This window comes from Stenotrophomonas sp. CC22-02 (genome assembly GCF_004365115.1).
Taxonomy (GTDB): domain Bacteria; phylum Pseudomonadota; class Gammaproteobacteria; order Xanthomonadales; family Xanthomonadaceae; genus Stenotrophomonas; species Stenotrophomonas forensis.
In genome coordinates, this window is the sequence record NZ_SOCO01000001.1 from 3,132,591 (window position 1) to 3,152,901 (window position 20,311).

The following is a 20,311-nucleotide window of genomic DNA, read 5'->3' on the forward strand; positions in this document are numbered from 1 at the left end:
CTCCTGCGGATTCAAACGTCATTCTAGGCAGGCCCATGCGCTCCCGTCTGCGACCGTCTGTCGCATGCACGCTCCAGGGTTTGCGCGCATCCATGGCAATGGCATGCTCGGCCGATGCGGATCGATCTGTTGCTGCTGGATGTGGATGGCGTGCTGGTGCAGTACCAGCGCGCGCAGCGCGTGCTGCACCTGGCGCAGGCGCTGGACGTTTCCCCGCAGGCCGTGCAGGCCGCGCTGTACGACAGCGGGCTGGACGCCGCGCATGACCGTGGCGCACTGGATGGCCCAACCTATCTGGCGCAGCTGGGCGGGCTTCTGGGCAGGACGGTCGATGTGGCCGCTTGGGTGGCCGCACGGCAGGCCGCCAGCCATCCGCAGGCGGCCGTGCTGCAGCGGCTGCAGGCCCTGCAACTACCAATGGCGGTACTGACCAACAACGGCGCGCTGATGGTGGAGGCATTGCCGGCCCTGCTGCCGGACCTGTTCCCGGCGCTGCGGGACCGCGTGTTCTGCAGTGCCGATTTCGGCCTGCGCAAACCGCAGCCGAGGGTGTTCCAGCGCGTGCTCGAGGCACTGCAGGTTGCGCCTGCGCACACCTTGTTCCTCGATGATCTCTTCGCCAACGTGCGCGGCGCGCGCGCGGCCGGCCTGCACGCCGAAACGGTGCGCGACGGGCGCGGGTTGGGGAAGGTGTTGAAGCGCTACGCAATCCTGTAGAGCCGGGCATCGGCCCGGCTCTACAGCCAAGGATCAGCGCGCGGCGATGAACGCGGCAATCGCTGCGCGCAGGCGCTTCAGGCCTTCGGCCACTTCTTCGTCGGTGATGTTCAGCGACGGCACGAAGCGCAGCACGTCCGGGCCGGCCTGCAGGGTCAGCAGGCCCTGCTCGGCGGCGTGGTCGAGGATGGCACCGGCCTGGCCGGCGAAGTCCTTGCTCAGCACCGCGCCCAGCATCAGGCCACGGCCACGCACGTCGCTGAACACACCAAACTCGTCGTTGATACGGGCGAAACCATCGCGCAGCGCCTTCGACTGGCGGCTGACGTTGGCGGCGATCTCCGCCGAGGCCAGCTTGCGCAGGGCCACACGGGCGACCGCCGCGGCCAGCGGATTGCCACCAAACGTGGTGCCGTGCGCGCCGAACTGCATGGTCTCGGCCACCTTCGGGCCGGCCAGCATCGCACCGATCGGGAAACCACCGCCGAGCGCCTTGGCCAGGGTGACCATGTCCGGCACCACATCGTCCTGCCAGTGCGCGAACAGCGTGCCGGTGCGGCCCATGCCGGCCTGGATCTCGTCCAGCACCAGCAGTGCGTTGTGCTGATCGCACAGTTCGCGCACGCGCTTGAGGAAACCGGACTTGGCCGGCATCACGCCGCCCTCGCCCTGGATCGGCTCCAGCATCACCGCCGCCACGTCACCGGCGGCCATTGCGGTTTCAAGCTGCACTTCATCGTTGAAATCGATGTAGCGGAAGCCACCGGGCAGCGGCTCGTAGCCTTCCTGGTACTTCGGCTGGGCCGTGGCGGTCACCGCGCCCAGGGTGCGGCCGTGGAAGCTGCCACGGAAGGTGATGATCACCCGCTTGTCGGCCGGGCGGCCCTGGCTGGAGGCCCACTTGCGGACCATCTTGATCGCCACTTCGTTGGCTTCGGCACCGGAATTGCACAGGAACACGCGCTCGGCGAAACGGCTGGCCTTCACCAGCTCTTCGGCCAGGTGCAGCGGCGGCGCGCTGTAGAACACGTTGCTGGTGTGCCAGAGCTTGCCGGCCTGCTCGACCAGCGCGGCCACCAGGTCCGGGTCGTTGTGGCCCAGGCCACACACGGCGATGCCGGCGGCCAGGTCGATGAACTCACGGCCCTGGCTGTCCCACACGCGGGCGCCCTGGCCTCGCTCCAGTACCACCTGGCGGGGCTTGTAGACCGGCAGGTAGTAGTGCGAAAGGGAGATCAGCGGATCGGTAGCGGCGGTCATGGCAGTCGGCAGGGTTCAGGAATCCCCATTCTCGCGCCGGAACCCCTGCGGCACAATGCGCCCATGCGACCGTTTTCCGCCCCCCAGCTGAACCCCGCCACCGAGACCGGCTGGCGCCGTCGGTGGTTCGACATCATCTACCGCCACGACTCGCGGCCTTCGCGCAATTTCGACCTGATCCTGGTGGTGGCGATCATCGCCAGCATCCTGGTGGTGATGATCGACAGCGTGCAGCACCTGCATGCCGAATGGTCCACCGGCCTGTACATCCTGGAATGGGCGTTCACGATCATCTTCACCGCCGAGTACCTGCTGCGGCTGGCGGTGGTCAAGCGCCCGCTGCGTTACGCCGTGAGCATCTGGGGCATCATCGACCTGCTGTCGATCCTGCCGGCCTACCTGTCGATGTTCATTCCCGGCGCGCAGAGCCTGCTGGTGGTGCGCGCGCTGCGCATCCTGCGCGTGTTCCGCATCCTCAAGCTGACCCGCTACATCGAGGAAAGCGGCGTGCTGATGACGTCGCTGTGGCGCAGCCGGCGCAAGGTGCTGGTATTCCTGTTCACGGTGATCACCATCACCATCATCGCCGGCGCGCTGATGTACGTGATCGAAGGGCCGGAACATGGCTTCAGCAACATTCCGGCCAGCATGTACTGGGCGGTGGTGACCATGGCCACGGTCGGTTTCGGCGACATCGTGCCGCAGACCGTACTCGGCCGCTTCGTCACCTCGGTGCTGATCCTGATCGGCTACAGCATCATCGCCGTGCCCACCGGCATCTACACCGCCGAACTGGCCAGCACCATGCGCGAAGCCGAGCTGGCCGCACGCCGCGATGCCCGCGGCTGCCCGCACTGCGGGCTGGAAGGCCACGAGCCGGATGCCCGCCACTGCCGCAGGTGCGGTGGTGAACTGCCGGATGCGTTCAGCCATTGAAGGCGCGCGCCGGGCATGACCCGGCGCTGCCCTTGGCGGATCCACGCGGTGCGTGGCCGCGCGACGCCGTTCAACGCAGGCGATTGCTGGTGGTCACCAGGTCGTTGTACGCGTCCAGGATCGTCGACTGCGCGCCTTCAGGATCGGTGGTGAGCCAGCTGCCCGAGGCCTTGCGCTCGGCCGCCAGCGCTTCGGCGCTGATCGGCTTTCCCTGCTCCAGGCGCTCGACGCCGCGGCCTGCGGTACGCACCAGCTTGTCGGCCGAGCGCTGCACATGGCCCCACATCGGGTCGTCCTTGCCGACACCGCCGTTCTGCACTTCGGTCACCAGCGCCTGATACTCGGCCAGCTGCTTGCGCAATGCCGCCAGGTCCGGCGCGTCCCCCTGGAACGCCATGGCCAGCTGCTTGCCATCGCCTAGGATGCGCAGGTGGTAGTAGGCCAGCGAGCGGCCCTCGCTTTCCTCGATCCGCTTCAGCTCCGCGGCGCGGCGCTCGTTCTCGTTCTTCTCCAGCGCCACATCCATCGCTTCGCTGGCTTTGAAGAAGGCGGCATAGGCCTGCATCAGCGGCGCATGCTGCGCGCGCATGCCTTCGCCCCCATCACGACGGTAGTCTTCGCGGGTGAAGTAGCCATCGGCGCGCTCGGTCAGGGCATTCAGGGCCTGGAATGCCTGCTGATAGTCACGCGCGGGGCCATCCATCGGCAGTGCCGGGGTCTTCGCCAGCGCGTCGGTCATCGCCTGGCCGCAATACTCGACCCGGTGCGACAGCACCTTGCCGGGCGAGCGCGGTTGCGCTTCCTTGCCGGTCGGGCCGGCCTCGGGATCCTTCATCCAGCCGGTGTAGGTCTGGAAGCCTTCGTGAACGGGCTGTTCGACGCCGTTGTAGCACTCGATATAGGCATTGACCTTTACCAGCCCGGGGTCGGCCACAGCCAGCCCGGCCGGCTTGTTGCAGCCGGTCAGGCCTGCCAGCGAGCCAAGCAGAAACAACGGAAGCATGCGTGTGGATGCGTTCAAATCAGTTCCTTGAACAAGTAAAAACTGCAGTCATCGTGGTTCATCGCGCCCACACCCGTCCCGGCAGCGCCGGAAGAGGCCGCCCTTCGGAGCCCCGTCATGGGTCAAGTCGCAATCGACGTGTTCGATTACGACAAAATGACGCGATGACCGCCTCGGTTACTGGCGATTGCTCTGGAAAACGAGCGTGTTGTATTCCTGCATCAGCTTGCTGGCAGAGCCGCGCGGCGCCATCGAGGGCGAATCAAGCATGCGTCGTTCGAAATCGGTGTAGGGCTTGTTCTCGCTGACACGCTGCAGCCGCTCCTTGCCTTCGCGGCGGAAATTCTCGGCTCCACGCTCGAAGCCTTCCCAGTCCGTCTTGCCCGGCTGCTGGTCGGCAACCTTGGCGTGTGCTTCATCGGAAATGCGGTTGAAGGCATCCAGGTGTTCGCGGGCCGCGGCCTGATCAAAGCCGTCATCGGTCATCAGCTCCACGATCGCCTTCGCTTCCAGCATCATCGCCAGGCGGTAGTACTCGCGCGTGCGCCCCTCGGCCTGTTCCAGTGCTTTGAGCTGCTCGCGCTGGGCAGCGTCGTTGTGGCGCTCCAGTGCAGTGTTGAACGTTTCGCTGGCAACCACGAAGTCCTTGAACGCGGCCATCAATGGCGCATGCATCTGCTTGCCCTTGGCAAACTGGTCGTCTTCGTAGTCCTGGCGATCGTAGTAGTCGTGCGCGTCCTTGCTGAGCGGCACCAGTGCCTTCAGCGCCTGCTGATACCGGCCGGCAGCGGCATCAAGATCGGCCAGGGCCGGCTTGGCAGCGATCGCTTCGGTCACCGGCGCGTCGCACTGCTTCATGTCGTAGTCGCTGATCTCGAACGGCCCGTACACCTGCGTCTCGCGCCCGCTCGGGCCGGCGTCGACGTCCTTGATCCAGCGCGTGTAGGACTCGATGCTGCCGTGTGTTTTCGAATCAAGCGCGTTGAAGCAGCCGATGTAGGCGTTGAGTTTTGCGGTCAACTGCTGCTGTGGGTCGGAGGTCGCGGTACTCGCCTCCGGCTTGCCGGAAGGACCAGCGTCACCCGCGGTTGCCGGCGCCTTGCCACCGCAGGCGCCCAGGATCAATAACAGCGACGCGGCCAGCGCCGCGTGGGAAAGAGTGCGTGACATGCGTTCACTTCCTTGTTGAAAACGATTACAACTGCGCATTCTAGCGCAGCAGGCCGAGGGTCGCAGCCCTCGGCCTCTTCCAACGGGTCACGCTCAATCCAGGAACAGGTCCGGCAGCAACGGCCGCGACGGATCCACCGCATAGCCCGACAGATCGGTGACACCGGCCTGCGCCAGCACCTCATCATCGATCAGGAACCGGCCGTGGAAACCGGCCGCTTCGCGCACCAGCACGGCATGCGCGGCGTCGGCCATGATCTGCGGCGTGCGGCAGCCGGCGGCATCCACGCCCGGAATCATGTTGATCGCATCGGTGGCGATCACCGTGCGCGGCCACAGCGCATTGACCGCCACGCCCTGCGGGCCGAACTCCGCGGCCAGGCCGAGCGTGACGAAGCTCATGCCCATCTTCGCCAGCGTATAGCCGGTATGCGGCGCCCACCACTTCGGCTCCAGGCTGGGCGGCGGTGCCAGGGTCAGGATGTGCGGGTTGGGCGCCTGCAGCAGGTAAGGCAGGCAGGCCTGCGCGCACAGGAAGCTGCCGCGCGCGTTGACCTGCTGCATCAGGTCGAAGCGCTTCATCGGCGTATCCAGCGTGCCGCGCAGCCAGATCGCGCTGGCGTTGTTGACCAGGATGTCGATGCCGCCGAAGGTGTCGACGGTGGCGGCGACGGCTGCCTGCACCTGCTCTTCCTCACGGATGTCGCACTTCAGGGCCAGGCCCTGGCCACCGGCCGCCGTAACCGCCTCGGCCGCGCTGTGGATGGTGCCCGGCAGCTTCGGGTTCGGCACCGACGACTTGGCGGCGATCGCCACGTTGGCGCCGTCACGCGCGGCGCGCAACGCGATGGCCAGGCCGATGCCACGCGAGGCTCCGGTGATGAAAAGCGTTTTGCCCTGCAGACTGCCCACGTTCCACACTCCAGCGTATGCAATGAGCGGCTAGTATGCCGCGCCGACGCGGAGTTCACCCGGCCTTGACGATACTCGGGACTCCAGACAACGCACGAGGTCCACGCCATGCGCCGTTCCCGCCTGCTGCTGCCTGCCCTGGGGCTCGCCCTGCTGACCGCCTGCCAGGGCCGTTCGCCGGAACCCGGCAAGGAGCCGCCCGCCGGTGACGCGCCCAGCGCAGCCAAGGCCGCTGCGGATGGCAGGATGCGCTGGAGTGAGGCGGTGGTCTGGGATGGCGACCTGAACGCCTGCCGCCAGGGCGAGAATGCGGCCACGCGTGACTGCCTGCGCGATGCGATGCATGCCGGTGGCGCCAGCGCCGATGCGATCACCGCCGCCGAACAGTTGTCCACCGGCGGCGAACTGGCCTACGTGACCGCCTGGCACGAGAGTGACGGGCTGGGCGTGGCCACGGTGGAGTACCCGTTCCGCGCCAACACCAACGAAGGCACCCGCCTGGTCGACGCCAGTGGCAAGCGCATCGATGTGGATGCCGTGCAGCTGGACGACACCCTGCGCGCAGACCCGACGGTGCAGGAACTGCTGAAGGCCAACCCGCAGGCGACGCCGTTCGCACCGGCGCAGTCGGCTGGAGCCACGCCGCTGGAGAACGGCGGCATCCGCCTGCTGTACCGCACACCGCTGCGCGACTGCCACGCCTGCCCGGATGTGGGCCAGCTGCAGATCGCCTACGACTTCGACGCCAAGCGCAACTTCATCGGTCAACAGGTGGTGCCGGCGGCACCGTAAGGTCACTCGCCTCCGCAGAGCCGAGCCATGCTCGGCTCACTGGATACAGCCGAGCATCGCTCGGCTCTACAACACGCTTCTGCCCGGCGCAGCCACGCATGACGTGGACCTACCCATACGCGCGGACCTGCTTCTGCAGCAGGTGCGGCACGATCAACCGGTGCACCGGGGCTACCGGCAGCATGTACAGGCGCCCGAACGCGTTGTGGGTGTGCACCACCGTCGCCACTTCCAGCACATCGCCCTGCCAATGCAGGGCCAGCTGCACGCGCAGGTGGCGGTCGTTGTCTTCCAGCACGATGGCATCAGCATCCAGCGACTGCAGGGTAAAGATGCCCAGCCGCTGCCCCGGACGCGGCTGCTCGATGTCCTGCACTGCGCGCAGCGAACCCAGGTCCTTCATGCCGAGCAGGCGCATGCCACGGTTGCGCAGCGCCATCAGCCCGTCGAACCAGCCGGGAATGCTCGCCGCCATGTCACGGTAGGCCTGCAACGCGGTTCGACCCTCGCGCTGTGTGCTGGCCTGGCAGGCATGTACAAAGTGGGCACCGGCCATCTGCGCACGCAGCACGTTGCCCGCGCTCGGCGCAGCGGTCACCACCTGCGATGTCCTCACGGCTTCGGCCCCTGACCCTCGTTGTCTTCCCAGTGCAGGATGCGCCGGGTGACGAAGCGGTAGACCGGCTTGCCGGTGGCGAACCACAGCTTGCGCACCCACGAAGTGCGCTTGAGCACGCGCTTCTCCACCGGGGTGAGCGACTCGCGGCAGTACATGCGCTTGTGCTTGAGCAGGTGGCGCAGGTCCTCGCGGGCCAGCAGGCGCATCCAGCGCGAGCGCGGATCGCCGATCACCGCCAGCTGGAAGTCGATCAGCGCCGGACGGCCATCCTCCGTGACCAGCCAGTTGGCTTCCTTGGCCAGATCGTTGTGGGCCACGCCACGCCGATGCAGGTGCTGCAGCAGCCGTCGCGCCGAATGGAACCAGGCCACGTCGCCGCGGGGTGGACGCTGGTACATCGCATCGCCGGCCATGAAGCTGCGGTCGAGGTGGCGGCCATCCCAGGCCAACAGCTGCGGTACGTCAGGCATGCCATGGATGTGCTGCAGCGCGCGTGCTTCGCGGCGTGCCAGCCACCACGCAGGCAGCCGCAGCCACAGCGGCGTGGCGCCCAGATCGCGGCGCACGAACGGGCCATCGGGGCCTTTCACAAGGAGGATCCGGCCGAAGCTGTCGGCCTTCAAGGCATGCGGTGGAGCGTCTGGCGTATGCGGCATGGGTACATTCTAGGCGATGGCGCCGGTTGCAAACGGTCACGAAGCGGCTGGGAACCAGTCACCTTCACGCCCCTATAATCGGGCAATGGACTCTTCATGGATCGACGCCACCCTCGCGTGGATTGCCGCTCACCCCGTGCTGGCGGGTGCCGTTATCTTCCTCATCGCATTCTGCGATGCGGTCATCATTCTCGGCGCCATCGTGCCGGCCCTGCCGCTGCTGTTCGCGGTGGGCGTGTTCATCGGCCTGGGCCAGATCTCCGGGCCGTACGCGGTGGCGGCGGCGGCACTGGGTGCGTTCGCCGGTGATGGCATCAGCTACTGGATCGGCCGTCGCTGGGGTGACCGCCTGCGCGGCGTCTGGCCGTTCAGCCGCTATCCGCAGCTGCTCGACCGCGGCGAGAACCTGTTCCGCCGAAATGCGTTCAAGAGCATCCTGATCGCACGCTACGTCGGTGCGATCCGCCCGTTCGTGCCGGCCATTGCCGGCATGATGAAGATGCCTGCCAGCCGCTACATGCAGGCCAGCGGCATCGCCAGCATTTCCTGGGCGGTGCTGTTCCTGGCCCCCGGCTGGGTGCTGGGCGAAGCGTATGACGCGGTGGCCGCCGTGGCCGGACGCCTGGTGGTGGTGGTCGGCCTGCTGATGGTGATCCTCGGCCTGGTCTGGGCCATCGTGCTGTACGGCTACCGCTGGTCGGCCGCACGCATGGACAACTGGCTGGCGCGCCTGCTGGACTGGTCCAACCGCCACCCGACGCTGGGCCGTTATACCGTCGGCGTGCTCGACCCGAAACGACGCGAATCGGTACCGCTGGCGATGCTGGCGCTGATGCTGCTGGTGCTGGGCTGGGGCTGGTTCGCGCTGCTGACCGTGGTGGTCGCGCATGGCGAACCGCTGGCGATCGACCTGCTGGTGCACCAGGCCATGCTGGCGCTGCGCAACCCGCTGGCCGACTACCCGATGGCGGCGCTGGCGTCGCTGGGCGCCTGGCAGGTACTGCTGCCGGCCACCGCGGCGGCGATGGGCTACCTGATCTGGCGCCGGCGCTGGATGGCCGCCGCGCACTGGCTGGCCGCACTGGCCTTCGGCCTGGCGCTGACCATGCTGCTCGGCGCCACCGTGGATGTAGTGCGCCCGGTCGATGCCAGCAGCGGCTTCGGCTTCCCGTCGGTGTCGGTGACCATGGCCACCATCACCTTCGGCTTCTTCGCGGTGCTGATCGCGCGCGAGATGCCGGGCCGCACCCGCGTCTGGCCGTACCTGGTGTCGGGCATCGTGGTCAGCCTGATCGGCTTCTCCCGGCTGTACCTGGGCGCGCACTGGCTGAGCGATGTGATCGGCGGCATGCTGTTCGGCACGTTCTGGCTGCTGGTGCTGGGCATCGCCTACCGCCGCCGCTTCAACCGCTCGTTCTGGGTGAAGCCGGTGGCGTGGCTGTTCTACGGCGTCTTCGCCCTGGCGGCGATGTGGTACGCGCCGCGCCACATCCCGGTGAAGCTGGAGCGCTTTGAACCGACCCTGCCGGCGCCGCAGGCGATGGACATGCAGGCGTGGTGGCAGCACGACTGGTCGACGCTGCCGGCACGCCGCAACGAGTTCGATGATGACCAACGCTGGCCGCTGGACGTGCAGGTGGCCGGCCCGCTGGCGCCGCTGCAGGCGCAGCTGGAAGCCCGCGGCTGGAAGCGGCAGGAGCAGGCCGGCTGGCAGGAAGCCCTGCTGATGCTGGACAAGAACACCGGCGCCGACCAGCTGCCGGTACTGCCGGCCACGCTGGAAACGCGGGTGGAAGCGCTGCTGATGGTGCGCCAGGGTGCGCAGCCGGATGAGCGCTACGTACTGCGCCTGTGGCCGGCGCCGGCCCAGCTGCAGCCCGGCGATACGCCACTATGGCTGGGCAGCGCGCAGACCCTGCGCTACGAGCGCCACTTCGAATGGATCGGGATGTGGCACCCGCTGCGCGGCGTCGACCCGGCCATGAACGCGGTGAAGGAGGCCGTGCAGGGCCTGCCACAGCGCGAGGACGTGCACAGCGAGACCGGGTTGCCGGTATTGCGGTTGAAGACCACCACGCCCTGACCGGTACCGGTGCGTGATCCACGCCATGCGTGGATGGCATTCCACGCATGGTCCAGCGTGTGCACCAAGGTGCACACCCACCCGAGGCAGGCTGCTACGGCATCCAGCCCAGCAACTGCTGCAGGCGCTGGTGCGGGTCGTCCAGCTGCAGCAGCTGCAGGCGCTGCTGCTCGCTCAGCGGCAGCAGTTCGGCCAACCGCCAGCCGACCCAGCTTGCCTGATCCAGCAAGGCCGGGTTGGCCGGCGCATACGCCTCGCCCGCCTGTTCGATGATGTGCCCGAGCACCGTGGCCAGCAGCGCATGCTGTGGCCGCAGTTCGTCGTCGGGATCCTCCTCGCACCAACTAACGTCGGCCACCACCAGGCCGTTGTCACGGACCCGCGTGCGCTCGACATGGAAGCGGCGGGTGCCGCGCAGTCGCAGCTGCAGCACGCCATCGGCGCCGACATCGAAATCTTCGATGCGCACCTGCACGCCATACGCCGCCGGTGTCGCCGGTGCGCCCACTTCCTGGCCGTCGAGGATCAGGCAGACGCCAAAGCCCTCGCCACTGCGGCCGCTGTCGCGGACCAGATCCAGATATCGCCGCTCGAACACGCGCAGGCCCACCGCCGCGCCCGGCACCAGCGTGGTGTGCAGCGGAAACAGTGGCAGCGAGCTGTCGACGCTCATCGGGCCTGCAGGGCGGCGAGGAAGCGGCGCGGTGCGCCGTCGAAGCCACCGTTGGACATGAACACCACATGGTCACCACTGCGTGCATGGGACTGCAGCTGTGCCAGCAGTGCATCGGTATCGGGTACCGCGTGCGCTTGGCCACGCACCGCGGCGATCACCGCGGCAGCATCCCAGGCCAGTTCCGGGCGATGCAGGAACACCACTTCATCGGCCAGTGCCAGCGACGGCGCCAGCGCCTGTGCATGTGCACCCAGCCGCATCGAGTTGCTGCGCGGCTCCATCGCGACCACGATGCGTGCATCGCCGACCTTGGCACGCAGGCCTTCCAGCGTGGTGGCGATCGCCGTCGGGTGATGGGCGAAGTCGTCGTAGATGGTGATGCCATCAACGCTGCCGATCACTTCCATGCGGCGCTTGACGCTGCGGAACCGCGCCAGCGCCGGGATCACATCAGCAGGCGCCACGCCTACCGCATGCGCGGCCGCCAGCGCGGCCAGGCCGTTGAGCACATTGTGCCGGCCCAGCAGCGACCACTGCACATCACCCAGCGCCTGGCCTCGATGATGCACGCGGAACGCGCTGCCATCGGCAGCCAGCAGCTCGGCATGCCACTCCAGCGACGGATCGAATCCGAAGCGCTCGACCGGGGTCCAGCAGCCCATCGCCAGCACTTCGGCCAGGTACTTGTCTTCGCCGTTGACGATCAGGCGGCCACGCGCCGGCACCGTACGCACCAGGTGGTGGAACTGGCGCTGGATCGCCGCCACGTCCGGGAAGATGTCGGCGTGGTCGTATTCAAGATTGTTGAGGATGGCCACCAGCGGCCGGTAGTGCACGAACTTGCTGCGCTTGTCGAAGAATGCGGTGTCGTACTCGTCGGCCTCGACCACGAACTCGCGGCCCTGGCCGAGCCGGGCGGAGACGCCGAAATCCTCGGCCACGCCGCCGATCAGGAAGCCCGGCGAACGCCCGGCGCTTTCCAGCAGCCAGGTGAGGATGGTGGTGGTGGTGGTCTTGCCATGGGTGCCGGCCACGGCCAGGGTGTCACGTCCCGGCAGCACCCGTTCGGACAGCCATTGCGCGCCGGAAATGTAGCGCTGGCCAGCGTCAAGCACGGCCTCCACGGCCGCGTTGCCCCGCGACAACGCGTTGCCGATCACCACCTCATCGGTGCCGGCCGGCACGCTGTCGGCGCGGTAGCCCTGGTCCAGGGTGATGCCCAGCTGTTCCAGCTGGGTGGACATCGGCGGATAGATGGCCTGGTCGCTGCCGCTGACCGGATGGCCCAGTTCCCGCGCCAGGGCGGCCACGCCGCCCATGAAGGTGCCGGCGATTGCAAGGATATGTACGCTGCTCATGACCGAGGATTGTGACCGATGACGGCTGTATAGGGCCAATGTCCGCGCCTGGGTAAGACAAGTCCTACACAGGATGTGAGAAAACTCCAATCATCTGTCAGGGAATTCCCGATAGCGATGTTCTGTGAACCCGGACACAATTCGAACTGCCAGCCGCAGTACCCGAACCGGTCCTACTCCCCAAGAGGCCATCCCCAAGGGAGCTCATGCTGCGGGGCCCTGAGCAAGCCCTCTGCTGGCGCCTATCAAACGACACAGGCCTGATCCTCGCGGACCAGGCCTGTGTTTTTTGCGCCGGGGGGCCGGAAGCGTGTGCCGGCCCCGCCGGATCAAGCCTTGATCGCCGCCAGGATGCGCGCTTCGATCTCGTCCAGCTCACCGACGCCGTCGACGCGGGCCAGAGTGCCACGGCCGGCGTAGAAGTCGACCACCGGGGCTGTCTGCTCGTTGTAGACCTGCAGGCGCTGGCGCACCGCTTCCGGGTTGTCATCGGCGCGGCCCTGTTCCTGGGCGCGGCCAGCGATGCGCTCGACCAGCAGCTCGGTGGCCACGTCCAACTGCACCACCGCGTCCAGCGGCTGGCCGATCTTGGCCAGCAGGCCGTCCATCGCATTGGCCTGGGCCACATTGCGCGGGTAGCCATCCAGGATGAAGCCCTTGGCGACATCGGCCTGGGTCAGGCGCGATTCCAGCATGCCCAGCAGGATGTCGTCCGACACCAGGTTTCCGGCATCCATCACCGTCTTGGCCTGCTTGCCCAGCTCCGTGCCGGCGGCGATTTCCGCGCGCAGCATGTCACCGGTCGAAATATGGGCGATCCCCAGCTTTTCCTTCAGGCGCGTCGCCTGTGTCCCCTTGCCCGAACCGGGCGGTCCCAACAGAACCAATCGCATTGACCTGACTCCAACGTGTTGAAAACAAAGAAGGTTCGCGTCCCGGACGGTCCGGTATCGCTGCACCGCAATAGCGCCACTTTACCGCATCCGGGTAATGTCCCTGCAATGTCCCCTCCCCCGAGCAGGTAGAAGCATGCGCAACGGTACTCTCCTCTATGCCCAGTCCGGTGGTGTCACCGCGGTCATCAACGCCACCGCAGCTGCGGTGATCGAGCAGGCCCGGGCCAAGGGCATCAAGGTCCTGGCCGCCCGCAACGGCATCCTCGGCGCCCTGCGCGAAGAGCTGATCGACACCAGCAAGGAGAGCGCCGCCGCCATCCGCGCGCTGGCCCACACCCCGGGCGGCGCGTTCGGTTCGTGCCGGGTCAAGCTGAAATCACTGGACGCTGACCGTGCACGTTACGACCGCCTGCTGGAGGTGCTGCGCGCGCATGACGTGCGCTGGTTCCTCTACAACGGCGGCAACGACTCGGCCGATACCGCGCTGAAGGTCTCGCAGCTGGCCAAGGCGTCGGGCTACGACCTGACCTGCATCGGCGTGCCCAAGACCATCGACAATGATCTGGCGGTAACCGACACCTGCCCGGGCTTCGGCTCGGCCGCCAAGTACACCGCGGTGTCGGTGCGCGAGGCCGCGCTGGACGTGGCGGCGATGGCCGAGACCTCCACCCGCGTCTTCATCTACGAAGCGATGGGTCGCCACGCCGGTTGGCTGGCGGCGGCGGCGGGCCTGGCCGGCAACGGCGATGACGAAGCCCCGCACATCATCCTGCTGCCCGAACGCGCCTATGACGAGGCGGTGTTCCTGGCCAAGGTGAAGGCGGTGGTCGAGCGCGTCGGCTACTGCGTGGTGGTGGCCTCGGAAGGCATCGCCACCGCCGATGGCCGCTTCGTCGCCGACGCCGGCGGCGGCAAGGATTCGTTCGGGCACTCGCAGCTGGGTGGCGTAGCGGCGCACCTGGCCGGACGGGTCAAGGACCAGCTGGGCCTGAAGGTGCACTGGGCCCTGCCGGACTACCTGCAGCGCTCGGCCCGGCACCTGGCCAGCAAGACCGACTGGGAGCAGGCGCAGGCGGTGGGCAAGGCTGCGGTGCAGTTGGCGCTGAAGGGCCAGAACGGCGTGATGCCGGTGATCGTGCGCAGCAGCGACGCGCCGTACCGCTGGAAGATCGAAGCCGCACCGCTGTCGAAGATCGCCAACCACGAGAAGAAGATGCCGGCCGGCTTCATCCGCCGCGACGGCTTCGGCATCACCGCCAAGGCGCGCGCCTACCTGTCACCGCTGATCAAGGGCGAAGCACCGCTGCCCTACGGCCCCGACGGCCTGCCGAAGTACGTCACGCTGAAGAACGTGGCGGTGAAGCAGAAGCTGCCGCCCTACGAGGGCTGAACCGAAAAAGGGGACGGAGGGGATTAAGTCGTAACCCCCCCTCCGTCATCCCTCCCCCATCAGCGTTGGGGCGGTTGCGACTTAATCCCCTCCGTCCCCTTTTTTTGGAGGTGTGCCATGGCACTGCGCGTTGTTCGACTCGGTATGCCACGCGTCGCCGGTGAGGGACTGCGCATCGGCACGGTGCGGCGTCCGCCGCGTGGCGTGCCGCGCAGCGAGTTCGCCCGCCAGGACTGGTACGACGTCTGGTTCCCGACCCTGTCGCCCAGCGCGGAACTGGTGAAGCAGGCGCACGAGGCGAAAACCGCGGCCGACTGGAATGCGTTCTTCCGTCACTACAAGGCCGAGATGAAGGCGCCCGCTGCAGCCCACGCGCTGGACCTGCTGGCCGCGCTGTCGCAGCACAGCGACATCAGCGTGGGGTGCTACTGCGAGGATGAGGCGCACTGCCACCGCAAGGCGCTGCGTGAGCTGCTGGTGGCGCGGGGAGCGACGCTGGCCGGGTGATGCCCGGTTGCCGGCCAGCCTCCGGCACTACCCCACGCGACGCGATGCGTGGATTCGCGCTGCCGGACGGCCTCAGTTGCAGGCCTTGCCTTCCATCTGCAGCTGTGCGGCGAACATCGTCACCTGCGGAATCTTGCCGGCAGCGGCCTGCTTCTTTGCCTCTTCCAGGTAGATGCGCGACTGGCCCTGTCCATCCAGCTCGACCTTGTTGCTCGACGGCAGGCGCCACACCCGCACCACCGCCTGCTGCGCCGGGCACGCGGCGCTGGGCACGCGGATCACATCGTTGAGCTTCCAGCCCTTGTCGGCACTCGGCTGTGCCTTGGCATAGTCGACGAAGCGCGCGCGCGGCTGGCACTGCTCGCTGGTACGCACGGCGGAGAAGCGGTACGGCTCTGCCGCATCGCCGGTGAACACGCCCTCCAACCGCGCGCAGGCCTCGGGGATCTGGCGCAGTGTATGCGCTGCGCCCACCGCCTGTGGGGCACCCACCGCACGCTGCAGCTCCGGGGTTTCCGCAGCGAATGCCGGGGCGGCAGGCACCAGGGCGGCAAGCATCAACAGGGACAGGCGCATGGGGGATCTCCTTCGGGACTGTGCGCAGGCTTGCAGAGCATGGCTTAACGGGGTGCAAAGGCCTGTCGACCGGGCATGCCGGCAAAGGCCAGTCGAGCGCGGCTCGACTCTACCGTGCGTCGAACGCATACTGCGGGCACCAGGGAATGCTGAACACCGCCATACGTCGGACGACCTCCAAGGTCGGTACGGGTTGGTTCCAGGCTGCAGCCCGTCGTCCCCCTCGTGGTGCGTTCATCGCCACTGGATGCTTGTCCATCCATTTTGCGGAGGGGTCTAATGCTGGAACGTCACGGGCTGTCACTGGCGCTGGGCTGCGCCATTCTCGCGATCCTGTTCGGAATCGTCTCGGCGCGCTGGATCCTGCGCCAACCCACCGGCAATGAACGCATGATCGCGATCGCCACCGCGATCCAGGAAGGCGCACGTGCCTACCTCAACCGCCAGTACCTGACCATCGGCATCGCCGGCGTGGTGCTGTTCGTGCTGGTCGGCATATTCCTCAGCTGGTACACCGCCATTGGATTCGCAGTGGGTGCGGTCCTGTCCGGCGCGGCGGGCTACATCGGCATGAACGTGTCGGTACGCGCCAACGTGCGCACCGCCGAGGCCGCACGCCACGGCATCAGCGCGGCGATGGACGTCGCTTTCCGAGGTGGTGCGATCACCGGCATGCTGGTGGTCGGGCTGGGCCTGCTGGGCGTGGCCGGCTACTACGCGCTGCTGCTGCGCATGGGCCTGCCGATGGAACAGGCGCTGCACGCCCTGGTCGGCCTGGCCTTCGGCTCCTCGCTGATCTCGATCTTCGCGCGCCTGGGCGGCGGTATCTTCACCAAGGGCGCCGACGTCGGCGCCGATCTGGTCGGCAAGGTGGAAGCCGGCATCCCCGAAGACGACCCGCGCAACCCGGCGGTGATCGCCGACAACGTCGGTGACAACGTCGGCGACTGCGCCGGCATGGCCGCCGACCTGTTCGAGACCTATGCGGTGACCGTCATCGCCACCATGCTGCTGGGCAGCCTGATGCTAGCCGAGGCGGGCGCCAACGCGGTGTTGTATCCGCTGGTGCTGGGCGGCGTGTCGATCATCGCCTCGATCATCGGCGCACTGTTCGTCAAGGTGAAGCCGGGCGGCTCGATCATGGGCGCGCTGTACAAGGGCGTGATCGTCTCCGGCGTGCTGGCCGCGATTGCGTTCTACCCGATCACAACCGGGCTGATGGGTGACAACGTGCACGGCCCGATGGCGCTGTACGGCTGCGCGCTGATCGGCCTTGTACTGACCGGCCTGATCGTGTGGATCACCGAGTACTACACCGGCACCCAGTACAAGCCGGTGCAGCACGTGGCACAGGCCTCGACCACCGGCCATGGCACCAACATCATCGCCGGCCTCGGCATCTCGATGAAGTCCACCGCGCTGCCGGTGGTGGCGGTGTGCGCGGCGATCTGGGGAGCGTTCGCGCTGGGCGGGTTGTACGGCATCGCCATCGCTGCCACCGCGATGCTGTCGATGGCCGGCATGATCGTCGCCCTGGACGCCTACGGCCCGATCACCGACAACGCCGGTGGCATCGCCGAGATGGCCGAGCTGCCTTCGGAGATCCGCGACATCACCGATCCGCTGGATGCAGTGGGCAATACCACCAAAGCAGTGACGAAGGGCTACGCCATCGGTTCGGCGGCCTTGGCCGCACTGGTGCTGTTCGCCGACTACACCCACAACCTGCAGGCCGCGCATCCAGGACAGGAATTCCGCTTCGACCTCAGTGACCACACGGTGATCATCGGACTGCTGATCGGCGGCCTGATCCCGTATCTGTTCGGCGCGATGGCAATGGAAGCGGTCGGCCGCGCTGCCGGTGCGGTAGTTGAAGAAGTGCGCCGCCAGTTCCGCGAGATCCCCGGCATCATGCAGGGTACCGGCAAGCCGCAGTACGACCGGGCGGTGGACATGCTGACCCGCTCGGCCATCCGCGAAATGATCGTGCCGTCGCTGCTGCCGGTGGCGGTACCGGTGGTGGTCGGCCTGCTGCTGGGGCCGCGGGCACTGGGCGGGCTGCTGATCGGCACGATCGTGACCGGCCTGTTCGTGGCCATCTCGATGACCACCGGCGGCGGCGCCTGGGACAACGCCAAGAAGTACATCGAGGACGGCCACTTCGGCGGCAAGGGCAGCGAGGCGCACAAGGCCGCGGTGACCGGCGATACCGTCGGCGACCCGTACAAGGACACCGCCGGCCCGGCGATCAACCCGCTGATCAAGATCATCAACATCGTGGCGCTGCTGCTGGTGCCGCTGCTGTAATCCACGCCATGCGCAAACCCGTAGAGTCGAGCTTGCTCGACTGCTTTTGGCCCGCACCGCAAGAGCAGTCGAGCAAGCTCGACTCTACGGCTCCGACCGCTTCCTCAAGCAACGGCTGATCAGCGCCCGCGCAGGAAGAACGACACCGGCACCATCACCTGCACCGGGTCGCCGGCCACTTCGGCCGGCGGCGCCGGCACCGGGCTGGCCCGCTGCACGGTGTCCAGCGTCTCCTGGTCCAGCAGTTCGAAGCCGCTGCTGCGGCCCAGCTTCAGGCCCGACACCGCGCCATCGCGGGCGACCGCGAAACGCACATAGACCACGCCCTGCTGACGCAGGCGCTCGGCCTGGCGCGGATAGCGGCGGTGCTTCTGCAGGTGCCCGAGCAGGCGTCCTTCCCAGGTCGCCTCCGCGCGGCTGCGCTCACCGGCAGTGGTCTGCGGTGCGCTATAGCGCGCGGCAGCGTCAGCGGCCACCTGCGGCGGTGCGCTGGTCTGCGCGACATTGGCGTCGGCGGTCTCCGGCGAGGGCGTTGGTTCCGGTGCCTTGGGCGGAGGCAGGTCGCCCTGCGGCTGCACGGGTGCTTTCGGCTGCTCGCGCACGACCGGCGTCGGCGCCTGCCGCTGCTGTTGCTGCTGCAGCGGCCCAGTGGCTACCTCGCGCGGCGGTACCTGCGGCGCCTGCGCCATCGGCGCCAGTTCCAGCATCAGCGCCGCAGGCGGGGCGGCGGCGGTCAGCGCCGGCGCGCGCGCCGCCCACCAGCAGGCCGCGCCGATCAGCAGCGCGTGCACCAGCAGCACGATCGCCAGGCTGGTCGCCCAGCGCCGCAGTCCGCTCATCGTGCGCCCTGCTCCAGCCCGACCAGTGCCACCTTCAGGTATCCGGCTGCGCGCAGCGCATCCAGGGTCGCCATCAGTTCGCCATAAGGCACATGGGTATCGGCACGCAGGAAGATGCGCTGTCCGCTGTCATCGTGGGTCGCGGCCTTCAGTGCAGCGGCCAGCCCATCGCGCGCCACCGGTTGTTCGCCCACGCGCAGCGACAGGTCGGACTGCACGGTCACATACACCGGCGTCTGTTCCGGCGGCGTGGCGCTGGCGCTGCTGGCCGGCAGCTGTACCGGCACCGACACGGTAGCCAGCGGTGCGGCCACCATGAAGATGATCAACAGCACCAGCATCACGTCGATGAAGGGCGTAACGTTGATCTCGTGCGCTTCTTCCGGCGCGTCGTCGCGGTCGGATGCGGTCCTGATCGCCATCGCCGCGCCTCAGTGCACCGCGCGCAGCGGTGCGGCTGCGGCACGTGGTACGGCGCGGTCAAGATCGCGCGACACCAGCTGCTGCACGGCCGCGGACAGATCACCGAGCAGGCCGCGCAGGCCGGCCAGCACGCGGCTGAAATGGTTGTAGACCAGCACCGCCGGAATCGCTGCGACCAGGCCGAGCGCGGTGGCCAGCAAGGCCTCGGCGATGCCCGGTGCGACCACCGCCAGGTTGGTGGTGTTGCTGTGGGCGATGCCGATGAAACTGTTCATGATGCCCCACACCGTGCCGAACAGGCCCACGAACGGCGCCACTGCACCGATGCTCGCCAGCACGCCGATGCCCCGTCGCTGCAGGCGCGCGGTCTCCAGTTCAATGCGGTCCAGGCGCGACGCGACGCGTTCCTTGATGCCGTCGCGGCTGTCCAGATCCTGCGACAGACGCAGTTCGGTGCGTGCGGCCTCCAGCATGGCCAGCGCGGTCCCCTGCTGCGCGCTGGCCTCCGCACTTTCGGCCGGCAGGCTCGGCGCCTGCAGCAACAGCGCGCGCGCCGCACGCAGCTGGCGGGCCTGCCGGGCCAGCTCCCAGCCCTTGGCCAACAGCACGGTCCAGGTAGCCAGCGATGCCAGCGCAAGCGCGATCATCACGCCCTTCACCACCACGTCGGCGGCCAGGTACATGCCCCAGGGCGTCAGTGCAGGGGCAGCCACGGGGGCCAGGTCAGCAGGCAGCATCGTCTCGGTTTCCATCAGCATCGGGGGTCGCGGCACGGCGGCGGGCCGTGCGCGGGTCATTGGCATCGTCGACTTCCACGACCGGATTGGGCTCCAGGCGGGGTGCCGGGCGGCTGAGCACATAACCAGCGCTGACCGCGAAGAACAGGCCCACGCCCAGCAGCAGGCGCCACGAGGGGTGTGCCCCCCAGCAGAACAGCGCGAAGCCCACCGCCATGCCGGCGCTGGCAAAGGCCTTGCCCTTGCGCGAGACCGCGCCCTGCTCGCGCCACAGCCGCAGCGACGGGCCATAGCGCGGATGCGCCAGCAGGCGCTGCTCGAACTTCGGCGAGCTGCGCGCGAAGCAGCCCACCGCCAGGATCAGGAAGATGGTGGTCGGCATCACCGGCAGCAGCGCGCCGATGACCCCGAGGCCGACCATCACCCAACCCAGCGCGAACCAGAGCCAGCGCAT

General features: G+C 67.8%; 21 protein-coding genes. 7 read left to right on the plus strand and 14 right to left on the minus strand.

Annotated features, from left to right (window positions below; all coding sequences use genetic code 11):
- Positions 1-114 precede the first annotated feature (114 nt).
- Positions 115-717: an HAD-IA family hydrolase gene (locus N440_RS14345; RefSeq protein WP_133935484.1), complete on the plus strand. Its 603-nt coding sequence runs from the start codon at positions 115-117 to the stop codon at positions 715-717.
- A 33-nt stretch (positions 718-750) separates the two neighbouring features.
- Here N440_RS14345 and N440_RS14350 read toward each other — a convergent pair whose 3' ends face one another.
- Positions 751-1,977 (minus strand): acetylornithine transaminase, encoded by a 1,227-nt coding sequence (locus N440_RS14350; RefSeq protein WP_049440495.1) that lies wholly within the window; start codon positions 1,975-1,977, stop codon positions 751-753.
- A gap of 63 nt (positions 1,978-2,040) precedes the next feature.
- Here N440_RS14350 and N440_RS14355 point away from each other — a divergent pair, with 63 nt between their 5' ends.
- A complete protein-coding gene (locus tag N440_RS14355) occupies positions 2,041-2,913 on the plus strand; it encodes an ion transporter (RefSeq protein WP_133935485.1) in 873 nt (290 codons plus the stop codon).
- Positions 2,914-2,983: 70 nt separating this feature from the next.
- On the opposite strand, the gene N440_RS14360 is transcribed toward N440_RS14355, so the two are convergent.
- The 3 genes from N440_RS14360 to N440_RS14370 form a co-directional block, all read right to left on the minus strand.
- A complete protein-coding gene (locus N440_RS14360) occupies positions 2,984-3,916 on the minus strand; it encodes a YiiG family protein (RefSeq protein ID WP_208322788.1) in 933 nt (310 codons plus the stop codon).
- Positions 3,917-4,093: 177 nt separating this feature from the next.
- Positions 4,094-5,086, minus strand: coding sequence for a YiiG family protein (locus tag N440_RS14365; RefSeq protein WP_133935487.1), 993 nt, complete (start codon positions 5,084-5,086; stop codon positions 4,094-4,096).
- A 93-nt stretch (positions 5,087-5,179) separates the two neighbouring features.
- A complete protein-coding gene (locus N440_RS14370; protein WP_006467380.1) occupies positions 5,180-5,998 on the minus strand; it encodes an NAD(P)-dependent oxidoreductase in 819 nt (272 codons plus the stop codon).
- Positions 5,999-6,106: 108 nt separating this feature from the next.
- Between N440_RS14370 and N440_RS14375 the strand changes: the two genes are divergently transcribed.
- Positions 6,107-6,790 carry a hypothetical protein gene (locus N440_RS14375; RefSeq protein ID WP_133935488.1) on the plus strand — a complete coding sequence of 228 codons (684 nt, stop codon included), beginning with the start codon at positions 6,107-6,109 and terminating at the stop codon, positions 6,788-6,790.
- A gap of 109 nt (positions 6,791-6,899) precedes the next feature.
- Here N440_RS14375 and N440_RS14380 read toward each other — a convergent pair whose 3' ends face one another.
- Both N440_RS14380 and N440_RS14385 read right to left on the minus strand, forming a co-directional pair.
- Positions 6,900-7,406, minus strand: coding sequence for a DUF2867 domain-containing protein (locus N440_RS14380; protein ID WP_133935489.1), 507 nt, complete (start codon positions 7,404-7,406; stop codon positions 6,900-6,902).
- Positions 7,403-8,065 carry a serine/threonine-protein kinase gene (locus tag N440_RS14385; protein ID WP_133935490.1) on the minus strand — a complete coding sequence of 221 codons (663 nt, stop codon included), beginning with the start codon at positions 8,063-8,065 and terminating at the stop codon, positions 7,403-7,405. Before N440_RS14385 ends, N440_RS14380 begins: the two co-directional genes overlap by 4 nt.
- Before the next feature lie 85 nt (positions 8,066-8,150).
- Between N440_RS14385 and N440_RS14390 the strand changes: the two genes are divergently transcribed.
- Entirely contained in the window at positions 8,151-10,148 is a 1,998-nt protein-coding gene (locus N440_RS14390) for a bifunctional DedA family/phosphatase PAP2 family protein (RefSeq protein WP_133935491.1), read from the plus strand.
- Positions 10,149-10,242: 94 nt separating this feature from the next.
- On the opposite strand, the gene N440_RS14395 is transcribed toward N440_RS14390, so the two are convergent.
- From N440_RS14395 to N440_RS14405, 3 genes are all read right to left on the minus strand, one after another.
- Positions 10,243-10,821: an LON peptidase substrate-binding domain-containing protein gene (locus N440_RS14395; protein ID WP_049456934.1), complete on the minus strand. Its 579-nt coding sequence runs from the start codon at positions 10,819-10,821 to the stop codon at positions 10,243-10,245.
- The gene (gene mpl / locus N440_RS14400) at positions 10,818-12,182 is read right to left on the minus strand and encodes a UDP-N-acetylmuramate:L-alanyl-gamma-D-glutamyl-meso-diaminopimelate ligase (RefSeq protein ID WP_133935492.1); all 1,365 of its coding nucleotides are present in this window, start codon (positions 12,180-12,182) and stop codon (positions 10,818-10,820) included. Before mpl ends, N440_RS14395 begins: the two co-directional genes overlap by 4 nt.
- Before the next feature lie 329 nt (positions 12,183-12,511).
- Positions 12,512-13,075 carry an adenylate kinase gene (locus N440_RS14405; RefSeq protein WP_133935493.1) on the minus strand — a complete coding sequence of 188 codons (564 nt, stop codon included), beginning with the start codon at positions 13,073-13,075 and terminating at the stop codon, positions 12,512-12,514.
- Between the two features lie 136 nt (positions 13,076-13,211).
- Here N440_RS14405 and N440_RS14410 point away from each other — a divergent pair, with 136 nt between their 5' ends.
- Positions 13,212-14,468, plus strand: coding sequence for a 6-phosphofructokinase (locus N440_RS14410; RefSeq protein WP_133935494.1), 1,257 nt, complete (start codon positions 13,212-13,214; stop codon positions 14,466-14,468).
- 117 nt (positions 14,469-14,585) lie between these two features.
- Entirely contained in the window at positions 14,586-14,975 is a 390-nt protein-coding gene (locus tag N440_RS14415; protein WP_133935495.1) for a DUF488 family protein, read from the plus strand.
- Positions 14,976-15,047: 72 nt separating this feature from the next.
- Here the strand turns inward: N440_RS14415 and N440_RS14420 are convergent, their stop codons facing one another.
- On the minus strand, positions 15,048-15,551 hold the full coding sequence (locus N440_RS14420; protein WP_133935496.1) for a hypothetical protein: 504 nt from the start codon (positions 15,549-15,551) through the stop codon (positions 15,048-15,050).
- 279 nt (positions 15,552-15,830) lie between these two features.
- Here N440_RS14420 and N440_RS14425 point away from each other — a divergent pair, with 279 nt between their 5' ends.
- Entirely contained in the window at positions 15,831-17,858 is a 2,028-nt protein-coding gene (locus tag N440_RS14425) for a sodium-translocating pyrophosphatase (protein WP_008266593.1), read from the plus strand.
- A gap of 119 nt (positions 17,859-17,977) precedes the next feature.
- Here the strand turns inward: N440_RS14425 and N440_RS14430 are convergent, their stop codons facing one another.
- The 4 genes from N440_RS14430 to N440_RS14445 are packed head-to-tail and all read right to left on the minus strand — an operon-like array spanning position 17,978 to position 20,311.
- The gene (locus N440_RS14430) at positions 17,978-18,697 is read right to left on the minus strand and encodes an energy transducer TonB (protein ID WP_133935497.1); all 720 of its coding nucleotides are present in this window, start codon (positions 18,695-18,697) and stop codon (positions 17,978-17,980) included.
- A complete protein-coding gene (gene exbD / locus N440_RS14435; RefSeq protein WP_133935498.1) occupies positions 18,694-19,119 on the minus strand; it encodes a TonB system transport protein ExbD in 426 nt (141 codons plus the stop codon). Before exbD ends, N440_RS14430 begins: the two co-directional genes overlap by 4 nt.
- Before the next feature lie 9 nt (positions 19,120-19,128).
- On the minus strand, positions 19,129-19,857 hold the full coding sequence (exbB, locus tag N440_RS14440) for a tonB-system energizer ExbB (protein ID WP_133935499.1): 729 nt from the start codon (positions 19,855-19,857) through the stop codon (positions 19,129-19,131).
- Positions 19,844-20,311 carry a YbaN family protein gene (locus N440_RS14445; RefSeq protein WP_049456947.1) on the minus strand — a complete coding sequence of 156 codons (468 nt, stop codon included), beginning with the start codon at positions 20,309-20,311 and terminating at the stop codon, positions 19,844-19,846. The genes exbB and N440_RS14445 overlap by 14 nt, the downstream gene beginning before the upstream one ends.